This is a genomic window from Pseudomonas sp. LjRoot277, from assembly GCF_964253845.1.
GTDB lineage: Bacteria > Pseudomonadota > Gammaproteobacteria > Pseudomonadales > Pseudomonadaceae > Aquipseudomonas.
Genome location: NZ_CAXURI020000001.1, coordinates 5,449,603 through 5,466,497, shown reverse-complemented (window position 1 = coordinate 5,466,497; position 16,895 = coordinate 5,449,603). Strand labels below are relative to the sequence as shown.

The window sequence follows — 16,895 nt, the reverse complement described above, 5'->3', positions numbered from 1 at the left end:
GTCATTTATCAGGCACGCTACTAAAGTGGCATTCGGTCTGTAGAGTAGGACACTCAAGCAGCCTCCCTTCGCACGGTGAGTCAACGATTGACCCATAACGCCATCCAGCGCTTGTTGCTCAAACGCTTTGCCCTCGCAGCCGGCACCTACGCCCTGGCTTTGTTGCTGTTGTGGCTGGCGTTTTTCACCGGTCATTACGATGAATCCCTGTCCAACGTGGCCATCGGCAGTGCGCTGGTGGTCATCAGTCAGGCGGCGTTGTTCGCGGTGTTTTACAGCGGCTGCAACCTGCGTTTTTCCGACCCCAGCCTGACTGAAGCGCAAGTGTTGATGGGGCTGGGTTGGCAAACCTGGCTGATCGCCCATCTGGACGAGGCACGCGGCGCGTTCCTGGTGTTCTACGTGCTGATTCTGCTGTTCGGGTTGTTCCATCTTTCGCGCTTTGCCTTCTTACGGTGCGCGCTGTTGGTGTTCGTCAGTTTCAGCGCGATCACGCTGTGGGAGGGCTACCACTTCCAGTTACCCGACCCGGCACTGGCCGCGTTGCAGGTGTGCGTGCTGCTCATCGTGCTGGTCTGGCTGGAACTTTATGCCCGTCACGTGCAGGCCTCCCGTCAACGCATGCGTCAGCGCCGATTTGCCTTGCAGGCGCATCAGGACACCCTGCGCGGGATGATGCGCCAGCTCGAAGACCTGGTGGCCACCGACGAACTGACCGGGCTGTTTAATCGCCGGCATTTCCTGCGCCTGGCCTCCCGTGAGCTGAAGGCCATGGACGTCGATGTCATGCATGGCCTGGCACTGATCGACCTCGACCATTTCAAACGCATCAACGATGTGCACGGCCATGCCGCCGGTGATCAGGTGCTGCAAGCCTTTGCCGCCGTGGCCACCGCCTGCTTGCGCGATGGCGATGTTCTGGCCCGTTACGGTGGCGAAGAATTCGTCGTGCTGTTGCCCGATTGCAACCCCGAGCGCTTGACCTCCTGTTGCGAGCGGCTGCGCATTGCGTTCACCGATGTAGAGCTGGTCGGACTCAACGTCGCCCATCTCAGCTTGTCGGCGGGTATGACGTTGCTCGAACTGGGCGACGATCTCGATGAAGCCTTGCAGCGCGCCGATCAGGCGCTTTATCGCGCCAAGCGTGACGGCCGCAATCGTTGTGCGGCCGCGTGGGAGAACGTCGATGCCTGAGTTACGGGTCGGCGAACGCCAATGGTCGGTGGCGGCGGGCAGCAACCTGCTCGATGCGTTGAATCAGAACGGCGTATCGGTGCCCTACAGCTGTCGCGCCGGCAGTTGCCATGCGTGTCTGGTGCAATGTGTACAAGGGCTGCCGAGTGACAGCCGCCCCGACGCCCTGAGCGCAGACCAACGACAGCAAGGCTGGCGCCTGGCGTGTCAGTGTCAGGTGGTCGAGGACTTGCAGGTGCACACCTTCGATCCTCAGCAGGATGGCCGCCCGGCCGAGGTGGCGGCTGTCGATTGGTTAAGCGCCAGCGTGTTGCGTTTGCGCCTGACCCCCGAGCGTCCGTTGCGCTACAGCGCCGGCCAGCATCTGGTGCTGTGGGCGGGCAACGTGGCACGGCCATATTCCCTCGCCAGCCTGCCGGAAGAGGATCGCTTTCTGGAGTTCCATCTTGATTGTCGCCAGCCGGGTGAATTCAGCGACGCGGCCCGTCAGCTGAAAATCGGCGATTCGATCCGTCTCGGCGAGTTGCGCGGCGGGGCCTTGCATTACGACCCGGACTGGAACACCCGACCGCTTTGGCTGTTGGCCGCCGGCACGGGTTTGGGGCCGTTGTTCGGTATCTTGCGTGAAGCACTACGGCAAGATCACCAAGGTGCCATTCGCGTCATTCATCTGGCCCATGATGCCGAGGCGCATTACCTGGCCAAACCCCTGCAAGCCATGGCCGCCAGCCGCCCGAACCTGAGCATTGAACTGTGGACAGCGGCCGAGTTGCCCGCGGCTTTGGCGCAACTGCGGCTTGTTTCACGGCAAACCCTGGCCTTACTCTGCGGGGCCCCTGACAGCGTCGACGCCTTTGCCCGGCGCTTGTATCTGGCGGGATTGCCGCGCAATCAACTGCTGGCGGACGTCTTTGTTCTCCGCGGTTGAGCGCTGATTTTCGATGCGAGACCGACCATGAGCGATGCCATCCAATTTGAACGTGAGCGCGGCCTGCTGATCCTGCGCCTCAACCGCCCGGACAAGAAAAACGCCCTGACCCGTGCCATGTACAGCCACTTGGCTGAAGCGTTGAAACTGGCCGATACCGACCCTGAAATCAACGCCGTGCTGATCACTGGCAGCGCCGAGTGCTTCACCGCTGGCAACGACATCGCCGATTTCATCCAGCAACCACCGAGCAACCTCGACAGCCCGGTGTTTCAGTTCATGCTCACCCTGCTCGAATGCCGAAAACCGGTGATCGCTGCCGTGGCCGGTGCAGCCGTGGGCATTGGCGCGACGATGCTGCTGCATTGCGATCTGGTGTATGTCAGCCGCGATGCGCGCCTTCGCATGCCGTTCGTTAATCTCGGGTTATGCCCGGAGTTTGGTTCCAGCTTGATCCTGCCGCGACTGCTCGGGCAGGCCAAAGCTGCCGAGTTGTTGCTGCTGGGCGAAGGCTTCAGCGGTGAGCAGGCCGCGCAGTGGGGGATTGCGACTGAAGCCTTGGGCAGTGGTGAAGAGACGCTGGCCAAAGCGCGGGAGATGGCGTTGCGTTTCGAGTCGCTGCCACCGGAAGCGGTGCGCATCAGCAAGCAATTGATGAAAGCCCCGGACCGCGAACAACTGCGCAAGGCAATAGAAGAAGAGAGCGCACAGTTCACCCAACGGTTGCGCTCTCCGGAAGCGATGGCGGCGTTGACCGGGTTTATCAAACGCCACTGAAAAGCCTGCCCTCACCCCAGCCCTCTCCCGGAGGGCGAGGGAGCCGACCGAGTTGTTTGCGCTAACTACATCGACCTGAACGATCGAGCCGAACTCAGGACCTGAAACGCCCCCGATCTGCTCCCTTTCCCCCTCGCCCCCCCTTGGGGGGAGAGGGCTGGGGTGAGGGGGGTGGATCTGAAAGTCGACACAAAACTCAAGCCAAACACCTCCACACAAAAAGCAAAAAGCCCCGCCATTCACATGGCGGGGCTTTTGTTTTTCAGCGATTTGAAACTCAGACCATCTTGTCGCCAACGTGCAGGATTTTCATCCCGTTGGTGCCGCCGATGGTGTGGTAGCTGTCGCCCTTGGTCAGGATGACCCAGTCGCCTTTCTCGACTACGCCGCGCTTGAGCAACTCGTCGATCGCGGCCTGGCTGACTTGCTCAGGCGGCAGCGATGCCGGGTCGAACGGTACGGTGTAGACGCCACGGAACATGGCCGCGCGGGCCTGGGTTTCGCGGTGCGGGGAGAATGCGTAGATCGGAATCGAGGAACGGATGCGCGACATGATCAACGGCGTGTAGCCACTTTCGGTCAGGGCGATGATCGCCTTCACGCCCGGGAAGTGGTTGGCGGTGTACATGGCCGCCAACGCGATGCTCTGGTCGCAGCTTTCGAAGACCTTGCCGATGCGGTGGCTGGAGGTCTTGCTGGTTGGGTGCTTTTCAGCGCCGATGCAGATGCGCGCCATGGCTTGCACCGCTTCCAGCGGGTACAGACCGGCAGCACTTTCAGCCGAGAGCATCACGGCGTCGGTGTAGTCGAGCACGGCGTTGGCTACGTCGGACACTTCGGCGCGGGTCGGCATCGGGTTCTGGATCATCGACTCCATCATCTGGGTCGCCACGATCACAGCTTTGTTGTGGCGGCGTGCGTGCAGAATGATTTTCTTCTGAATGCCCACCAGCTCGGCGTCGCCGATTTCCACACCCAGGTCACCACGGGCAACCATGACCGCGTCGGATGCATTGATCAGCGCGTCGAGGGTTTCGTCGTCGGCCACGGCTTCGGCGCGTTCGATCTTCGCCACCAGCCAGGCGGTACCGCCGGCTTCGTCGCGCAGTTGACGGGCGTATTCCATGTCGGCGGCGTCACGCGGGAAGGACACGGCGAGGTAGTCGACCTGCATTTCGGCAGCGAGCTTGATGTCGGCCTTGTCTTTTTCAGTCAGGGCCGGAGCGGTCAGGCCGCCACCGCGACGGTTGATGCCTTTATGGTCGGACAGCGGACCGCCGATCAGCACGGTGCAATTCAGCTCGGTGGCATTGGCGGTATCAACGCGCATGACCACGCGGCCGTCGTCGAGCAGCAGCTCGTCGCCTACGCCGCAATCCTTGACCAGGTCCGGGTAGTCGATGCCGACGATGGTCTGGGTGCCTTCGGTCAGAGGATGGCTGGTGGAGAAGGTGAATTGATCACCGATCTTCAGCTCGATCTTCTTGTTGGCGAATTTGGCGATACGGATTTTCGGGCCTTGCAGGTCACCCAGCAGGGCGACGAAGCGGCCGTGCTTGGCAGCGAGGTCACGCACCAGCTTCGCGCGAGCCTTGTGCTCGTCGGGGGTGCCGTGGGAGAAGTTCAGGCGGGCGACGTCCAGGCCAGCCAGAATCAGCTGTTCGAGAACTTCCGGCGAGTTACTGGCCGGGCCAAGGGTAGCGACGATTTTGGTGCGACGGACGGACATGCATAGACTCCTGAGTTCAAGCGCTGAGTGAGGCTACTATGCTCTGCGGGTGTAGTCATTGTTCGAATGCACTACTTATTCGTTTCTTTATTGAACCGAATACTTTTGGTTACCGGCATCCTGAAGATTTCGCGTCACGGGTCGATACAGAGCTCAAGACAGGAGAACCCCCATGCGATTCGTGCTCATTGCCGCCCTTGCCATCACAGCCCTCAGCGTCACGGGCTGCACCCGTTGGTCGATGAACCATCATTTGAATAACGCCTACAGCGCCTATGACCGTGGCAATTGCGAGCAGGTGACGCTCGAGCTGTCCAAAGTTGAACGCGCCAGCCGCGCGCGGCCTTATGTGTGGCCGGAGGTGTCGATGTTGCGCGGGTTGTGTCTGGAACGGCAGAAACTGTTTGTCGATGCGGCGCAAACCTACCAGTTCATCATCGCCTCGTACCCGCAAAGTGAATACGCCTTCCGCGCCCGCGCCCGCCTGGAAACCTTGCAGTCGCTGGGCCACTATCCGCTGCGAAGTGCTGCTGCGGTCGTGCGCCCGACGCAGTTCTGATTGTCCTGGTTGTTCAGAGGCTGGCTCACCGGCGGTGGTGAGCTATAGTCGAATAGATCGGTGTTAGAGCCTCACCTCTAAATCGACGTAACACCTGTGATCGGCAGGAGTAAGCGACAGCGGCTCAAGGACTGTCGCACCGGGATCGGGGAGAGCGCGCCTATGCCTATATAAGAAATAGAAGCAGGCCCGTTCCGAAGCATTAGTGCGGCTCTGCTTAAGAGCCTTGCTGGGCCATTTGCGCATGTTTACTGACCGCCGGATCGAGCGGCATCAACTGCCGTATTTTCTAAGAGTGTTCAACAGCGTCACCGACAAACCCATCGGCTTTCTGGGCAACGTGTCCGAAGACGGGCTGATGCTGATCAGTCAGTTGCCGATGATGATCGGCGCCGATTTCGATCTGCGCCTGAAAATCCCCGCCAGCGATGGCTGCATGCAGGTCATTGATCTTCAGGCGTGTTGTTTGTGGTGCCATGAAGACACGACCCCTCTCCATTACGACGCCGGGTTCAGCCTGCAACGGGCACCGCCGGAATATGGGCAATTGGTCGAGGCGTTGAAGCAGTACTTCAGTTTTCAGCCGTTGCCTGCCTCCGCCTGAACGCCAACAACCTGTAGCAGCTGGCGCAGCCTGCGTTCGGCTGCGAAGCAGTCGTAAAATCAGAGCTCGCGGTGAATCAGGTAGGCCGGGCATCTCGGGTTTACGACTGCTTCGCAGCCGAACGCAGGCTGCGCCAGCTGCTATGTATGGACTCGCCCCCACTTTCAACCTGCTTCTGAACACTGCTACCCGGTTGCATCTATGTATCAGGCCTGTTCGAGGAAGCCTTGAACAGCTTCTGGCCAACATTGGATAAGCGCGCGGTATGCCGATTACAGTGAGGCCTCAAGGGCCGGTAGCAGCTCAGGCATCAATCCGCGACGGTCTGACCTGGGGTCAATGTTCTTTAGCATGGGTTGGAGCGGCTTAACGCCCCGGTGGCAGAACTCTATTGATCAGTGACTCATCGCAGCCTCCCGGCCATTGCCCGGCTGGCGACGATAAGTCTGGTCATTTTGCAGTAGCACCCAAAGAATGCGCAGGTTGCGGTTGGCCAATCGCACGGCCGCCTCCTTGCGACCCAAGCGGGAGATCCAACGCTGGAGACGTTGATCGTCCGGCTGCTCTGAGTCAGGTCGTAGCTGTCTTAAAACGGCATGAGCACCCTGGATCGCCAGACTGCGCAAGTAGGCATCGCCATGCTTGCACATCTTGCCCAACCGAACCTTCTCGGCGCTGCTGTGCTGGCTGGGGACCAACCCGAAGTAGGCGGCAAACTGCCGAGCGCTGGCGAAGCGTTCGGGCTCGGTCTGCTTGGCCAGCAGCGCCGTGGCGATGATTGGACCCACACCGCGCACCGTCATCAGCCGCTTCGCGGTCTCACTCTCTTTCGCCGCCGTTTCCAGCCGACCGGTCAGTGCGTTGACGCGGTCACCCAGTTGACCCCATTCACCCAGCAGTTCGGCGATCAGTTCGCGCAGTAGATCGGGCAACGGCTGGGTAGCGTCTTCCAATATCCGAGGCACGAGCTGGCTGATCGCCATTTCGCCCTGTGCCAGAGCCACACCCTGTTCCAGCAGCAAGCCGCGCACCTGATTGCTCACTGCAGTGCGGCGCCGTATATATCCCCGCCGAGCTCGGTGCAGTGCCTGCATCGCCAGTGCCGCCGCGCTCTTGACCGGAACGGCTGAGATCCTGCAATCGCGGCCTGCACGCAGGATAGCCAATGCATCGTTGCGATCGTTTTTCGGGCCACTGCGATGCTTGGCAACATGCTGGGCCGGCAGAATGCGCACCGGATTGCCCTGCATTTGCAGTAACCGCGCCCATGCCTGAGCGCCTGGCCCGGTTTCCACCAATACGGTCACGTTCACAGGGAGCTTGTGCAGAAACACCTGGAAGGTCTCGCGCGACTTGATTCGAGCCTCGAATATCACGTGACCGAGGGTATCCTCCCCTGCGACCTGAAAGACCCTTTTGGCAAGATCTACCGCAACTGTGGTGCATGCCGACACATCGGCTGACAAAGACTGATTGATCGTCGTATGCTTTTTCATGGCCTCGCCCTCGCTGTCGTTGGCTTCTATAAGAATGCCACCGTGGCGCACAGACGCCTCGGCTTGGGCGAGTCCATTCAATTACATATTTATTGCTACGTCGTCTTGATCGCCGTCTCGTTCTCCAGCGACCTCTCCACCAGCATCAACCCCAACTCACTCAACTGATAAATCGCCATCGCCAGATGTCGCGGCTTGTCGTCCAGGCTTTCGGCCAGGTCGAGCAGCAGAATGCTGACCGTCGAAAAGGTTTCGTAGGTCTGGATGGTCAAGGCTTCGGTGTTTGCATCGGGGAAATTAGACCACTGCAGATACGAAAAACCGCCGCGCCCGAGGGTGCCCTGCGCACAGCCACCATAGAGTTCAGGGATAGGGAGTACCTGAGCATTTGGCGTGCAGTGCACCTACGACCTCCGGGAGACTAAACCCGATTGCTGATGGGCAGCGACAGGGTTCACGTTAGCCATGGCGGCCAAGGCGCACAAGCAACCGGCGGAATCTGGCGGATGTGTAGGCTGCGGCGCAAGGAGATGTAGTCGCGGACTGAGGGAGTTGGAAACGCGGGGGAATTAAGGCTGGGAGACGGTTACCGTTCGTCTGGACTGTCATTTTTTACAGGTGTTTTGCGCACAGCCTTCAGGTTTTAAATGGCTTCAATAAAGTGGCTGTACGCCTCGCATCGGAGCGCCATCATGTTGGATCAACCAGATCAACCAGATCAACCAGATCAACCAGATCAACCAGATCAACCAGATCAACCAGATCAACCAGATCAACCAGATGCTGTTTATCCTTATCCGCGAAATCTCACGCGTCCTCGCAAGGGGGAGATGGTAATACAGAATTTTCTTGTCTCTGACAGCGGGTTATCGAATATCAAGGCAGTCCAGCTGGGTTTCAAGAAAGGTAGAAATCTAGAACATGTTCGCACTCTAGACCAGAGCGTTGAAGGCAGTACGTGGAGTATGTACGTAGGGGGTCTTGAACCTGATGAATATGTCATTTGGTACGCTCATTTGGGTACGAATGGCAAGTGGACAGATTGGTACACTACAGAGAGTTTCTACGTCGGTGTGAAGGTGACAGTCACCCAGCCATCACAGTCACTGTGGGGCAACACGCCAGTTATTTCAGGATTCGCAACACCGTACGGTCATGTACAAATTGTTCGGGCAGATAATAATCAAGCGCTAAGCGATCAAGCGACCCTGCAAAGTGGCAGTAACTGGTCACGAGCGCTGCATGCGTCATTAGAGCCTGGTACCTATGTGGCAAAGGTTAAACATGGGATGAGTGGCTACCCGCCGGAGACCTACTCCGATCCCTTTACCTTCCACTTGCGCCCGGCACCGTCCATCACCCTCCCGGGTGCCAATGGTGTGATCGGGGTGAGCAAGCCGGTTGTTTCAGGAACGGGTGAGCCAGGCGCAATGGTCTATATCCACAAATCGGGTGATGGTACGACGGTTTATGGCACCGCAAGGGTAGGGGAACTTCGTAACTGGTCGACGACGCTCACACGGGACTTGCCGCAAGGCGTCTACAAACTTAGTGCAAAGCAGAAAAAGGATAATAGTGAAAGTGGCTGGAAGGAGACCGCTTCTTCGGTGATAGTCCTGGGTGTACCAGCTATCACTGGCCCAGGCGCGGGGACGGAGCAGGAACAAGCCTTCACGATGACCGGTGGCAGCGGGTTGGGTAATCAGAATGTCCAGGTCGAAGTCTTGACTGACGCCACAAACAAATCTTGGGGCGTCGGTAATGTCCAGAGTAATGGAAGCTGGAGTGTGGCACTCAGTAACTTAACCCCGGGGCCTCTTTCCCTCACCGTGCTGCAAAAGCTGGGGGCTGTCAGTACTGCAAGAGCCGCTCCGAGGACGTATAAAATCCGACCGCCCAAGTTACAGCTGCCCACTGTCACGTACCTATCGTTTGCAACAGTAAAGTTCTCGGGGGCCGGGTACACGGGGGCTCTGGTCGAGATTTCCCATGATGGGGGGGCTGGAGGCGTTCAAGCTCAAGGTACCGTGGTTGGTAACAACTGGACGGCGGAAAAAACCAACTGGCTGCCGGGCACGTATTCAATGGCTTTACGGCAAAGCGTCTCTGACGGGGCAGGCGGTCGGATCTATTCCGTGTGGGGAGGAACACCGATCCCCGTTAACGTACCCGTGCCACCTCCGACCGCAATCGCACTCACCCTGAACGGGCAGATCCCGACGTTCACCGGGCGAGGCAACGTCTGGACGGGGCAGGCCGCTGCCAGGATCGAAGTCCGGCTCAACGGCAGCACTAATGTCCTTCTGCAAACAAATGTGGCCACTAACGGTACATGGACTGTCAGGGCTACTGCCAAGTTGCCCCCCGGTACTTACACGGTCACTGTCTTGCAGTGGATGAACAACCTCTGGTCCACTGCGGCAACAGCGCCCAATCTGATCATCAAACCTGACCTCCCGAGCGTCACCCAACCGGCTGCCAACGCGTCCGTGGCGCTGACGACACTATTCGTGGGCGCCACCTGGCCGGATGCCGAGGTCGTCGTGCGCTACAAGGATGGCGCGGAGATCCATAAGTTCAAGTCCAACGCCACGACAGGGGCGTGGAGTTTTAACGCCACGCTGACGTCTCCCGGCCGGATCACCGTTCAGGTACAAGCGAAGTTTGGCGGCCAGACATCGGGCTGGAAGGATCACACCTTCACGGTCAAAACCCCCGTGCCGGGCATTACTTACCCGCAGAACAATGACGAGGTGGGTTTCAAACTCATCGTCCGGGGCACGAACGCTTACCCGGGCAGCACGATCAAAGTGTTCGACGCTACGAGCAGCAGCAAGGTGCTGGGGCAAACGACTGTATTGACCACGGGTGCCTGGGCGGTTGAGCTCGAGAAGGAGTTCGAGAAAGAGGGGCAGCAGGTTATCTATGTCGTGCAACAGTTTGGGACGTATCCATCCGAACGCAGTGTCGAGAGAACCTTCAACGTCAAGGTGGGGTTGCCGATCATCACTACGCCCGCTGCTAATGCCCGGTTTGCTCGCCGCAGCGAGGTGGCGGGCACCGGTATACCCGGAGCGTTGGTCACGCTGAAGATTGGCACCGAGGTGATTGCATCCGACATTGAGGTGGGCGCGGATTGCCATTGGCGCCGGACTGTCAACCTGCCGACTGTGGGCCCGACAACAATGGTGGCCGAGCAGAGTTACAAGGGCGGGAAGCGGGCCAGTATCGCTCGTGTGTTCACCGTCGTATCGAATGCGCCGGTGATCGAAAGCCCGAGCGGGGGCGAATTCGTCACGCCAGCGTGGGTAGTGGCGTCCGGGGCGGGTTATCCCGGCGATACGGTGAGCGTGATGCGGGACGGTATCATGGATGTCATTGGTAGTTTTGTGGTGGATGAACATGGCTACTGGTCTGGCAAATTGACCAAAACGCTGATAGGGGGAAATCCTTACTCGCTTATTGCACGCAGTAGCCTCGGTGGAACGACGTCAGACTGGAGTATCGTCAGCATTGTGACGTTGCTCGCTGCCGGGCCGACCCTTTACGAACCGGCCGCCGGTGACTGGGTGGGCGCCCAACCGTTTTACCGGGGGCTGGCCACCCCGGGGGCGGCGATCATCGTTGCCTCCTGCTTCGACCCTGCGCTGGTGCTGGCGTCCACGACTGCCGATGCCAACGGGCGATGGGAAATACAGAGCTCGCAAACGTTGCCGGAGGGGGCTTACCGGGTCGTGGTGCGACAAATCTCTGGGGGCGTCGTATCGGAGTGGGTCGAAAGCGGGCGTTTTATGGTGAAGAAAATGGCCAGGGACTTCGCGGCACCGACGGTCGATTACCCAAAGTCAGGTGACCGCGTAGGGCGCAAGCCGGTGATGTCGGGCAGTGGTGTGCCAGGGGCTTATGTTCAGATTTTTGAAGCAGACGCCCTCAACGAATTGGCCAGTGGTTTCGTGGACCGCGAGGGTCGTTGGACGGCCAGCTTCAAGGAAGCGTTGCCGGAAGAGGCGTTTACCTATTCAGTTCGTCAGCTCCGGGATGAAGTGTCGTCGGCCTTGCGGCCGTCAAATCAGGCTTTCACTGTGGTTCAGGTAGCCGCCAATTTTCCAGGCCCCGTCATTACCGGGCCGCAGATGAACGAACAAGTCGAAGTGCAGCCACAGATCAGCGGTACTGGCATGCCGGGTGCCCGTGTCGATGTGTACAAGCACAACAACCTGACGCAGGTCCAAGCCAGCGCCATCGTGAATGCACAGGGTATGTGGTCGCTTCGTCTTCCTGTGCTGGCTGATGGGCCGTATCAGATGGTGGCGCGACAGTTTATCGACGGCCAGTTCTCAGTCTATTGCGCCCCGATCAGCGTCACCGTGACCACCACAATCAGCCCCTTGGTCGTGCTCAGCCCACAGAACAATGCTCAAGTCTCCCCTCGCTCATTGATCCGCGGCACCGCATTGCCTGGGGCGACCGTGAACCTGCGCAAGAGCGGTGACCGTCATACCGATTACGGCACGGGTGTGGCGGACGCTCAGGGGCATTGGGCGATCGTCACACGTGTGTTGCCAGTGGGCCTGTTTGTTCTTAACGGGAATGTAACCAAAACCGGGACAGCTTCTGACTGGATGCCGGTAAACGTCCAGTTGCGGGTGGTTAACGCGGGTTGAATGAGCGTGTCATCCCGATGCGTGAAACTTCAGACAAATGGTCGCGTCTACTGTCATTTATGACAGTAGACGAGGGTCCGGTGCAGGTATTGAATCTCCCCCACAGTGTGCGCTTTTCAAGCGCCCAGGCCGATGCTCGGCGCTATCGGTCAATCAAGGAGCATGACAATGACAGGTTCCAGTCTTCGTCCCAGCCAGCAACTGCTGGTTAATCTCTTCGATGAGGCGCGCATTGCCCGGTTGGGCACGTTGCAGGCGTTCATGGACAAGGGCGGTAACGTGTTCGATCTGGTGCAGCGACGCCAGGCCGATCTGTGCAAGGAGTTCAAACTCACCGCGCACGAGGGGCGTCTGTTGCTGCAGCGCAGTTACAGCCTGGCCCGGTACCTGGCGCGTGAGTTCCGCGAGCAGCGTTTAACGCGCCACGAGGATGCCGGCCGCGGGCCGCGTACCGGCGTGCGAGCGCTGGTTGACGGGCCGACGTTCGCCGATCTGTTCAAGCCGGATCTGGCCAACAGCAGCCCCGCCGGGTCTATTGAATCCAGCGTTTCCCCGGTGGCGTACCTGATGTCGATCATTCAATGGGCGTTACTCAATATTGAGCCCAGCGGGGCGCCAGGGCAAAGCATTGGTCTGAACATGCGACGTCCCGATCTGTGGGCTCTTTTGATCGACGAGGGTGCGGTCAATCGTGTGGAACCGGCGATCAGTATCGTGACCGAGGTGTTGATGGCCAACATCGAGGCCAACAAGCAGATTCCGTTGGACATCGACGGTTTGCTGATCACCACGCGCTACCCGAACACATTACCTTTCGACCGCTCCTGGCAAACCATTGAATCTTCCGTCAAGGCTCGCAGGACCTCCAACCTGCTGGGCGATATCGTGCGCCTGACTGACTTGCAGTATCCGTACTTCAAGGAAACGGGGGCCCGTGGTGCCAATTCCGATATTGCCTTGCGCATGACGTCAGGCCTGGCGCCCGGACAGCAGGCGCTGTTGACCGAGCCAGGGCACACGCCCGCCTCGTCCTCCCTCGGTGATAAAAGTCCAGTGGTGCCCTGGGTCAACCCGCGAACCCGGCATGTCGTTGAGCCCTCGAATACCCAGCTCGAGGACTTTTTTCGGGACAACTTCAACTGTGAGCGCTATCAGGATTTGCTGGACCTCGATGCATTCAGCCGGGCCACTCAGCTTGATCAGACCGGGGTGGAGGCGCTGTTTTCCATTGGGGAGTTTGCCCCTGTGTTGTCTCCCAATGCCCCGGCCCTGCTCAAGGGGCGAGACCCGCTCAGGCCGATCGACGAAACCAATCCTGCCGCGCCGACCACCCCGGTCGATTTCGGATCGGTGTATGTCAATGGTGGCCAGGGAGAGCCAATCTATCTGCAAAGGGTGAGCAGCGGCAACGCAGTGAATTTCAGGCTGCGGAATCTTGACAGCAGCAACCAGCATCGTTTTGACCGCATCAATCGCAAAGTGCGTCTGGATCGCTGGCTGGGTCTGGCGGCCTACGAGACTGACCAGTTGATCATTGCGTCAATCAACGCCGAAAACCGTGGAGGATCGGCGCGCGTCAAAGTCATCTGGATCACTGATGACACGATGCGCTCTATTGGCCTGTTTCAAGAGTTGCGAGGCGATTACGGCTGTACGGCGGAAGAGTGTGCGGCCTTTCTGGACGTTGTTTCGGTGTATGGGCGGGGCAAGGAGCTCTCGCAGTTCGACCGTATTTACAACGCGCAATCGTTGTTCCTCAAGCCACTGCAGATCGATGACGTCGAGTTCTCCGTGGTCCCGCAAAACGACGAAGATCAACGTACCGCCGATCACATTTGTGCGGCCCTGGGCATTACCTTCAGCACTTACCGGTATCTGGCCGTGTTGATTGCCATTGCCCATGACCCGGGGGCCGGCATGTCGGCCATGAAGCTCAAGCGCAGCCTCTCGGTGCTGTCGAGTTTTTATCGACTGGTGCGGTTGCCTCGCTTGCTTGGCATCAGCCCGCTGGAAGGGGTGGCGCTGCTGGATTTTCTGGATACCGAAAACGATGGTTGGCTCGCCCGGTTGGCGGGGCCTACGCAGGTTGCCCTGCACAAATTCACGACGCAGACCGATACGTTGAGTGTTATCCATGCAGCGCTTACGGCAGTGTTTTGGAGCCGGCACGAACAGTTGAGCGCAATGTGGCTGATGCAGCATGTGCAGCCGGTGCAGGTGCCGGTGGCGGCGGCCGATGCGGAACTCAAGTTGCTGGAGCAATTGAGTACCCAACTGCAACCGGTACGCATGAGCGAAGCACTACTGCTGGACGCAGGGGTACCACCCGACAAGACCCTTCGAGGCTGGATGCAGCTGCTTGCAGAGTTGGTGGACGATGCCGGGCTGATTATCGGCCGGAGTGGGGAGTCCGAAAACAGTTACCGGGATCGCGCGAGTGTGGAAATCAAGGCGGCAGTGAAGGTCGCCGACGTTCCGCCAGAGAGCAGGCCCTGGATAGAAGACACCATACTGACGGCGGTGTTGAAGACCCGGACGGGACAGCGCTCGGTGGTGCAGGAAAGTTTTGCGGTGTATCTGGAGTTGCCTTCGGACCTGGTACTGCCGGTTATCGACTGGTCGGGCGGTAATGCGTATCAACTCCTTGGCCAGGCGATCAAGGCCATTCCCGCAGGCCGGCTGGCGGACGCCGCCGAGGAGCCGGTTGAGCCCCCTGATCCTGAGGAGTCCGAGCAACGGGAATTTTTGCGGCTGCTGGTCGAATTGCGCCGGCGCAGTAGTGTGGCCCGCGAGCTCAAGCTCAGTTCAGCGATGTTGGTGCAGTACCTGGAAGGTGGGCAATCGACCTGGTTCGGCGTGGAGGACAGAAGCGAGCTGTCACTGAGAACCATCTTCTATCTGACCCTGTACGGTCGGGCCGTGAAACTGGCCAGGCAACCGGCTGAGAAACTGCTCGACTACTTGAAAATGGTCAATCAACTGCCCGAGGAGCTCTCCGAGGATGCCCTGAGCCTGGTACGTGATGCGGCGGCCGGGAAGCTGGCCGACTTTTTCGGCTGTGGCATCAGAGACGTTCTGGAGTGCGCCGTCCATGTCAACCCGCCTGCGCAGGACGGATCCGGGGCACCCAAACCGCTGATCCGCAATCTGCCGCAACTGGCGTTGCTGCTGCGGTTACTGGAAGGCGAGGAGCTGACAGGCATGGGGTTCTCAACGTTGCTGACGTTGGGCCGTTTGACGCCTAAAAGCAGCGACGAAGCCTATCGCGAGGCTGCAGAACGTGCGCTGGAAAGCCTGTCGCGCGCGTCTGTGAGCGGACAGGACGAGCCCCTTGGCGAGTTCGGCCAAAGCGTCGATGTACGTTGCCAGGTGGACAACAAAAAACTGGTGGCCAATGTGCCGGGTGAAATGGCGACCTTCACTCTGGTCCTGCGCAACTTCGCCGGCGAGTTGATGAAGTATGTCGATGTGTACTGGAGCCACAGCGGAGTCGGGGTGCTGTTGGATTACGCCACCCGTACCGACCATGAGGGCAAGACGTCGACCCGATTGCTGGCCGACAGTGAAATGGGCGCTGCTCATGTGTCGTATAGGCTGGACATGCGTGAAGAGGTCCATGCGGGCACCGTAGTGATCGATTGCGGTGATGCTCTGTACTTTAAGACGCTCAGCAAAGAGGTCGTGCCGGATCGCGACTTGCTGGCCGATGGGAAAGACACCGCCAGGGTTTCGGTGCAGGTCATCGATGAGTATGGAAACCTGGCCATCGGCAAGCCGATTTCCTGGTCCTCGACGATGGGCACTATCAGTCCGGAGGAAACCTTTACCAACAACGAGGGTATCGCCAGGGTGTACTTGACTAGTCGGCAGCCGGGGGCGGAGAGAGTCACTGCCCGGCATGCGCTCAGCGGGGAGGCCACAGTGTTCACCGACATCAGATATGTCGATGAACCCCGCATCAAAGCCTTTTATATCGACTCGGCAGCCGTGGTTGGCCGGTCGTTACGGTTGGTATGTGATGTGATTGGGTTAGACGGTGAAGGGTATTCGGGCTACGTGGTTCGATGGAGTGTGGGAGCCACTGTGGGAACCGAGAAGACCGATGAGCACGGTCGTGCTGTCTGGACGTCCCTGTTGGCCCACGCGGGTGAATCGGAGGTGACGGCGGAAGTCGGCACGCTCGGTCTGCAGGAGCGTATCGAGATCTTCGTGGCTGAGGATGTGTTGATTACGGACTGGTCCACCGACTATAGGGTCCCTGTCGCCGGGGCGCGTGAGCCGAGCATGCTTTGGATCGGGCTCAAGGACAGCCGCTTGAAACTCGCACGTCCGATCACGAATTACCCGGTCACATGGCGTAGTGAGTTGAGCTCGAAAAAAGGGGCCGTCACCCAAAGCATTACGATCGAAACCGATTCGGCCGGGCGCTCGACGTTCCCATTCAAGGTCAGTACCGAAGGGGAGTACAGGGTAACGGCTCAACCGGAAGACCAGCGCTCCAGTCAGGTTTTCGACTTGACCGTCGAGGCGGCTTTTATATGGGACGTCAAGCTCTTCAGGCTGGAGAACGACGCCGAATACCTCGTAGAACAGGTGAACGACACGCTGCCCTTGCTGAGAAACAGTCGCTACCGGCTGGAGATCGAGCCGGTGAGTGCGCTGCCCGAAAGGGAAAATGCGACCGCCGTTGTCGGCTGGAGTGCCATCCATAGCGCCGCCGCAATGGGCATTACGTTCACGCCAAGGCTTGCCGCTACCGAAGCGTTTAAACCGGACGAACCGTTGTCCTGGCTCATCGATTGCGCCGATGTGCGCGATGGCGATTTCCAGTTAGCGCTCAATTGCTCGCAAGTGAGCGAGATTTTTCTGTTGCCGGGCACGTTGAGAAAGCCCGCCGCGAGCTGAATGTCTCGCCGGGGCCATCAGGCCCTTGCGTTCGGTACA

Annotated in this window: 10 protein-coding genes; 7 read left to right on the top strand and 3 right to left on the bottom strand. The window is 59.3% G+C overall.

Features of this window, described 5'->3' with window-relative positions; translation table 11 throughout:
• Window positions 1-87 precede the first annotated feature (87 nt).
• From ACSQ87_RS25600 to ACSQ87_RS25590, 3 genes are read left to right on the top strand one after another with little or no spacing between them, the layout of a single operon-like run.
• Window positions 88-1,194: a GGDEF domain-containing protein gene (locus tag ACSQ87_RS25600; protein WP_223430284.1), complete on the top strand. Its 1,107-nt coding sequence runs from the start codon at window positions 88-90 to the stop codon at window positions 1,192-1,194.
• Window positions 1,187-2,122: an iron-sulfur-binding ferredoxin reductase gene (locus ACSQ87_RS25595; protein ID WP_223430285.1), complete on the top strand. Its 936-nt coding sequence runs from the start codon at window positions 1,187-1,189 to the stop codon at window positions 2,120-2,122. The genes ACSQ87_RS25600 and ACSQ87_RS25595 overlap by 8 nt, the downstream gene beginning before the upstream one ends.
• A gap of 27 nt (window positions 2,123-2,149) precedes the next feature.
• The gene (locus tag ACSQ87_RS25590; RefSeq protein WP_436274644.1) at window positions 2,150-2,899 is read left to right on the top strand and encodes an enoyl-CoA hydratase-related protein; all 750 of its coding nucleotides are present in this window, start codon (window positions 2,150-2,152) and stop codon (window positions 2,897-2,899) included.
• 277 nt (window positions 2,900-3,176) lie between these two features.
• Here ACSQ87_RS25590 and pyk read toward each other — a convergent pair whose 3' ends face one another.
• Window positions 3,177-4,628, bottom strand: coding sequence for a pyruvate kinase (gene pyk / locus ACSQ87_RS25585; protein WP_046049690.1), 1,452 nt, complete (start codon window positions 4,626-4,628; stop codon window positions 3,177-3,179).
• A 172-nt stretch (window positions 4,629-4,800) separates the two neighbouring features.
• Here pyk and ACSQ87_RS25580 point away from each other — a divergent pair, with 172 nt between their 5' ends.
• Entirely contained in the window at window positions 4,801-5,187 is a 387-nt protein-coding gene (locus ACSQ87_RS25580) for a tetratricopeptide repeat protein (protein ID WP_436274643.1), read from the top strand.
• Window positions 5,188-5,431: 244 nt separating this feature from the next.
• The gene (locus tag ACSQ87_RS25575) at window positions 5,432-5,791 is read left to right on the top strand and encodes a PilZ domain-containing protein (protein ID WP_436274642.1); all 360 of its coding nucleotides are present in this window, start codon (window positions 5,432-5,434) and stop codon (window positions 5,789-5,791) included.
• 395 nt (window positions 5,792-6,186) lie between these two features.
• Here the strand turns inward: ACSQ87_RS25575 and ACSQ87_RS25570 are convergent, their stop codons facing one another.
• Entirely contained in the window at window positions 6,187-7,245 is a 1,059-nt protein-coding gene (locus tag ACSQ87_RS25570; RefSeq protein ID WP_436275078.1) for an IS110 family transposase, read from the bottom strand.
• A gap of 137 nt (window positions 7,246-7,382) precedes the next feature.
• Window positions 7,383-7,691: a DUF6124 family protein gene (locus ACSQ87_RS25565; RefSeq protein WP_436274641.1), complete on the bottom strand. Its 309-nt coding sequence runs from the start codon at window positions 7,689-7,691 to the stop codon at window positions 7,383-7,385.
• Between the two features lie 288 nt (window positions 7,692-7,979).
• Between ACSQ87_RS25565 and ACSQ87_RS25560 the strand changes: the two genes are divergently transcribed.
• On the top strand, window positions 7,980-11,951 hold the full coding sequence (locus ACSQ87_RS25560; RefSeq protein WP_436274640.1) for a hypothetical protein: 3,972 nt from the start codon (window positions 7,980-7,982) through the stop codon (window positions 11,949-11,951).
• A 168-nt stretch (window positions 11,952-12,119) separates the two neighbouring features.
• Window positions 12,120-16,856, top strand: coding sequence for a Tc toxin subunit A (locus ACSQ87_RS25555; RefSeq protein ID WP_436274639.1), 4,737 nt, complete (start codon window positions 12,120-12,122; stop codon window positions 16,854-16,856).
• The last annotated feature ends 39 nt before the right edge of the window (window positions 16,857-16,895 follow it).

What these genes read in the sequence shown, in the direction of transcription:
- ACSQ87_RS25595 (WP_223430285.1), top strand. Translation starts at nt 1,187, where the DNA reads ATGCCTGAGTTACGGGTCGGCGAACGCCAATGGTCGGTGGCGGCGGGC.
- ACSQ87_RS25590 (WP_436274644.1), top strand. Translation starts at nt 2,150, where the DNA reads ATGAGCGATGCCATCCAATTTGAACGTGAGCGCGGCCTGCTGATCCTG.
- pyk (WP_046049690.1), bottom strand. Translation starts at nt 4,628, where the DNA reads ATGTCCGTCCGTCGCACCAAAATCGTCGCTACCCTTGGCCCGGCCAGT.
- ACSQ87_RS25580 (WP_436274643.1), top strand. Translation starts at nt 4,801, where the DNA reads ATGCGATTCGTGCTCATTGCCGCCCTTGCCATCACAGCCCTCAGCGTC.
- ACSQ87_RS25575 (WP_436274642.1), top strand. Translation starts at nt 5,432, where the DNA reads ATGTTTACTGACCGCCGGATCGAGCGGCATCAACTGCCGTATTTTCTA.
- ACSQ87_RS25560 (WP_436274640.1), top strand. Translation starts at nt 7,980, where the DNA reads ATGTTGGATCAACCAGATCAACCAGATCAACCAGATCAACCAGATCAA.
- ACSQ87_RS25555 (WP_436274639.1), top strand. Translation starts at nt 12,120, where the DNA reads ATGACAGGTTCCAGTCTTCGTCCCAGCCAGCAACTGCTGGTTAATCTC.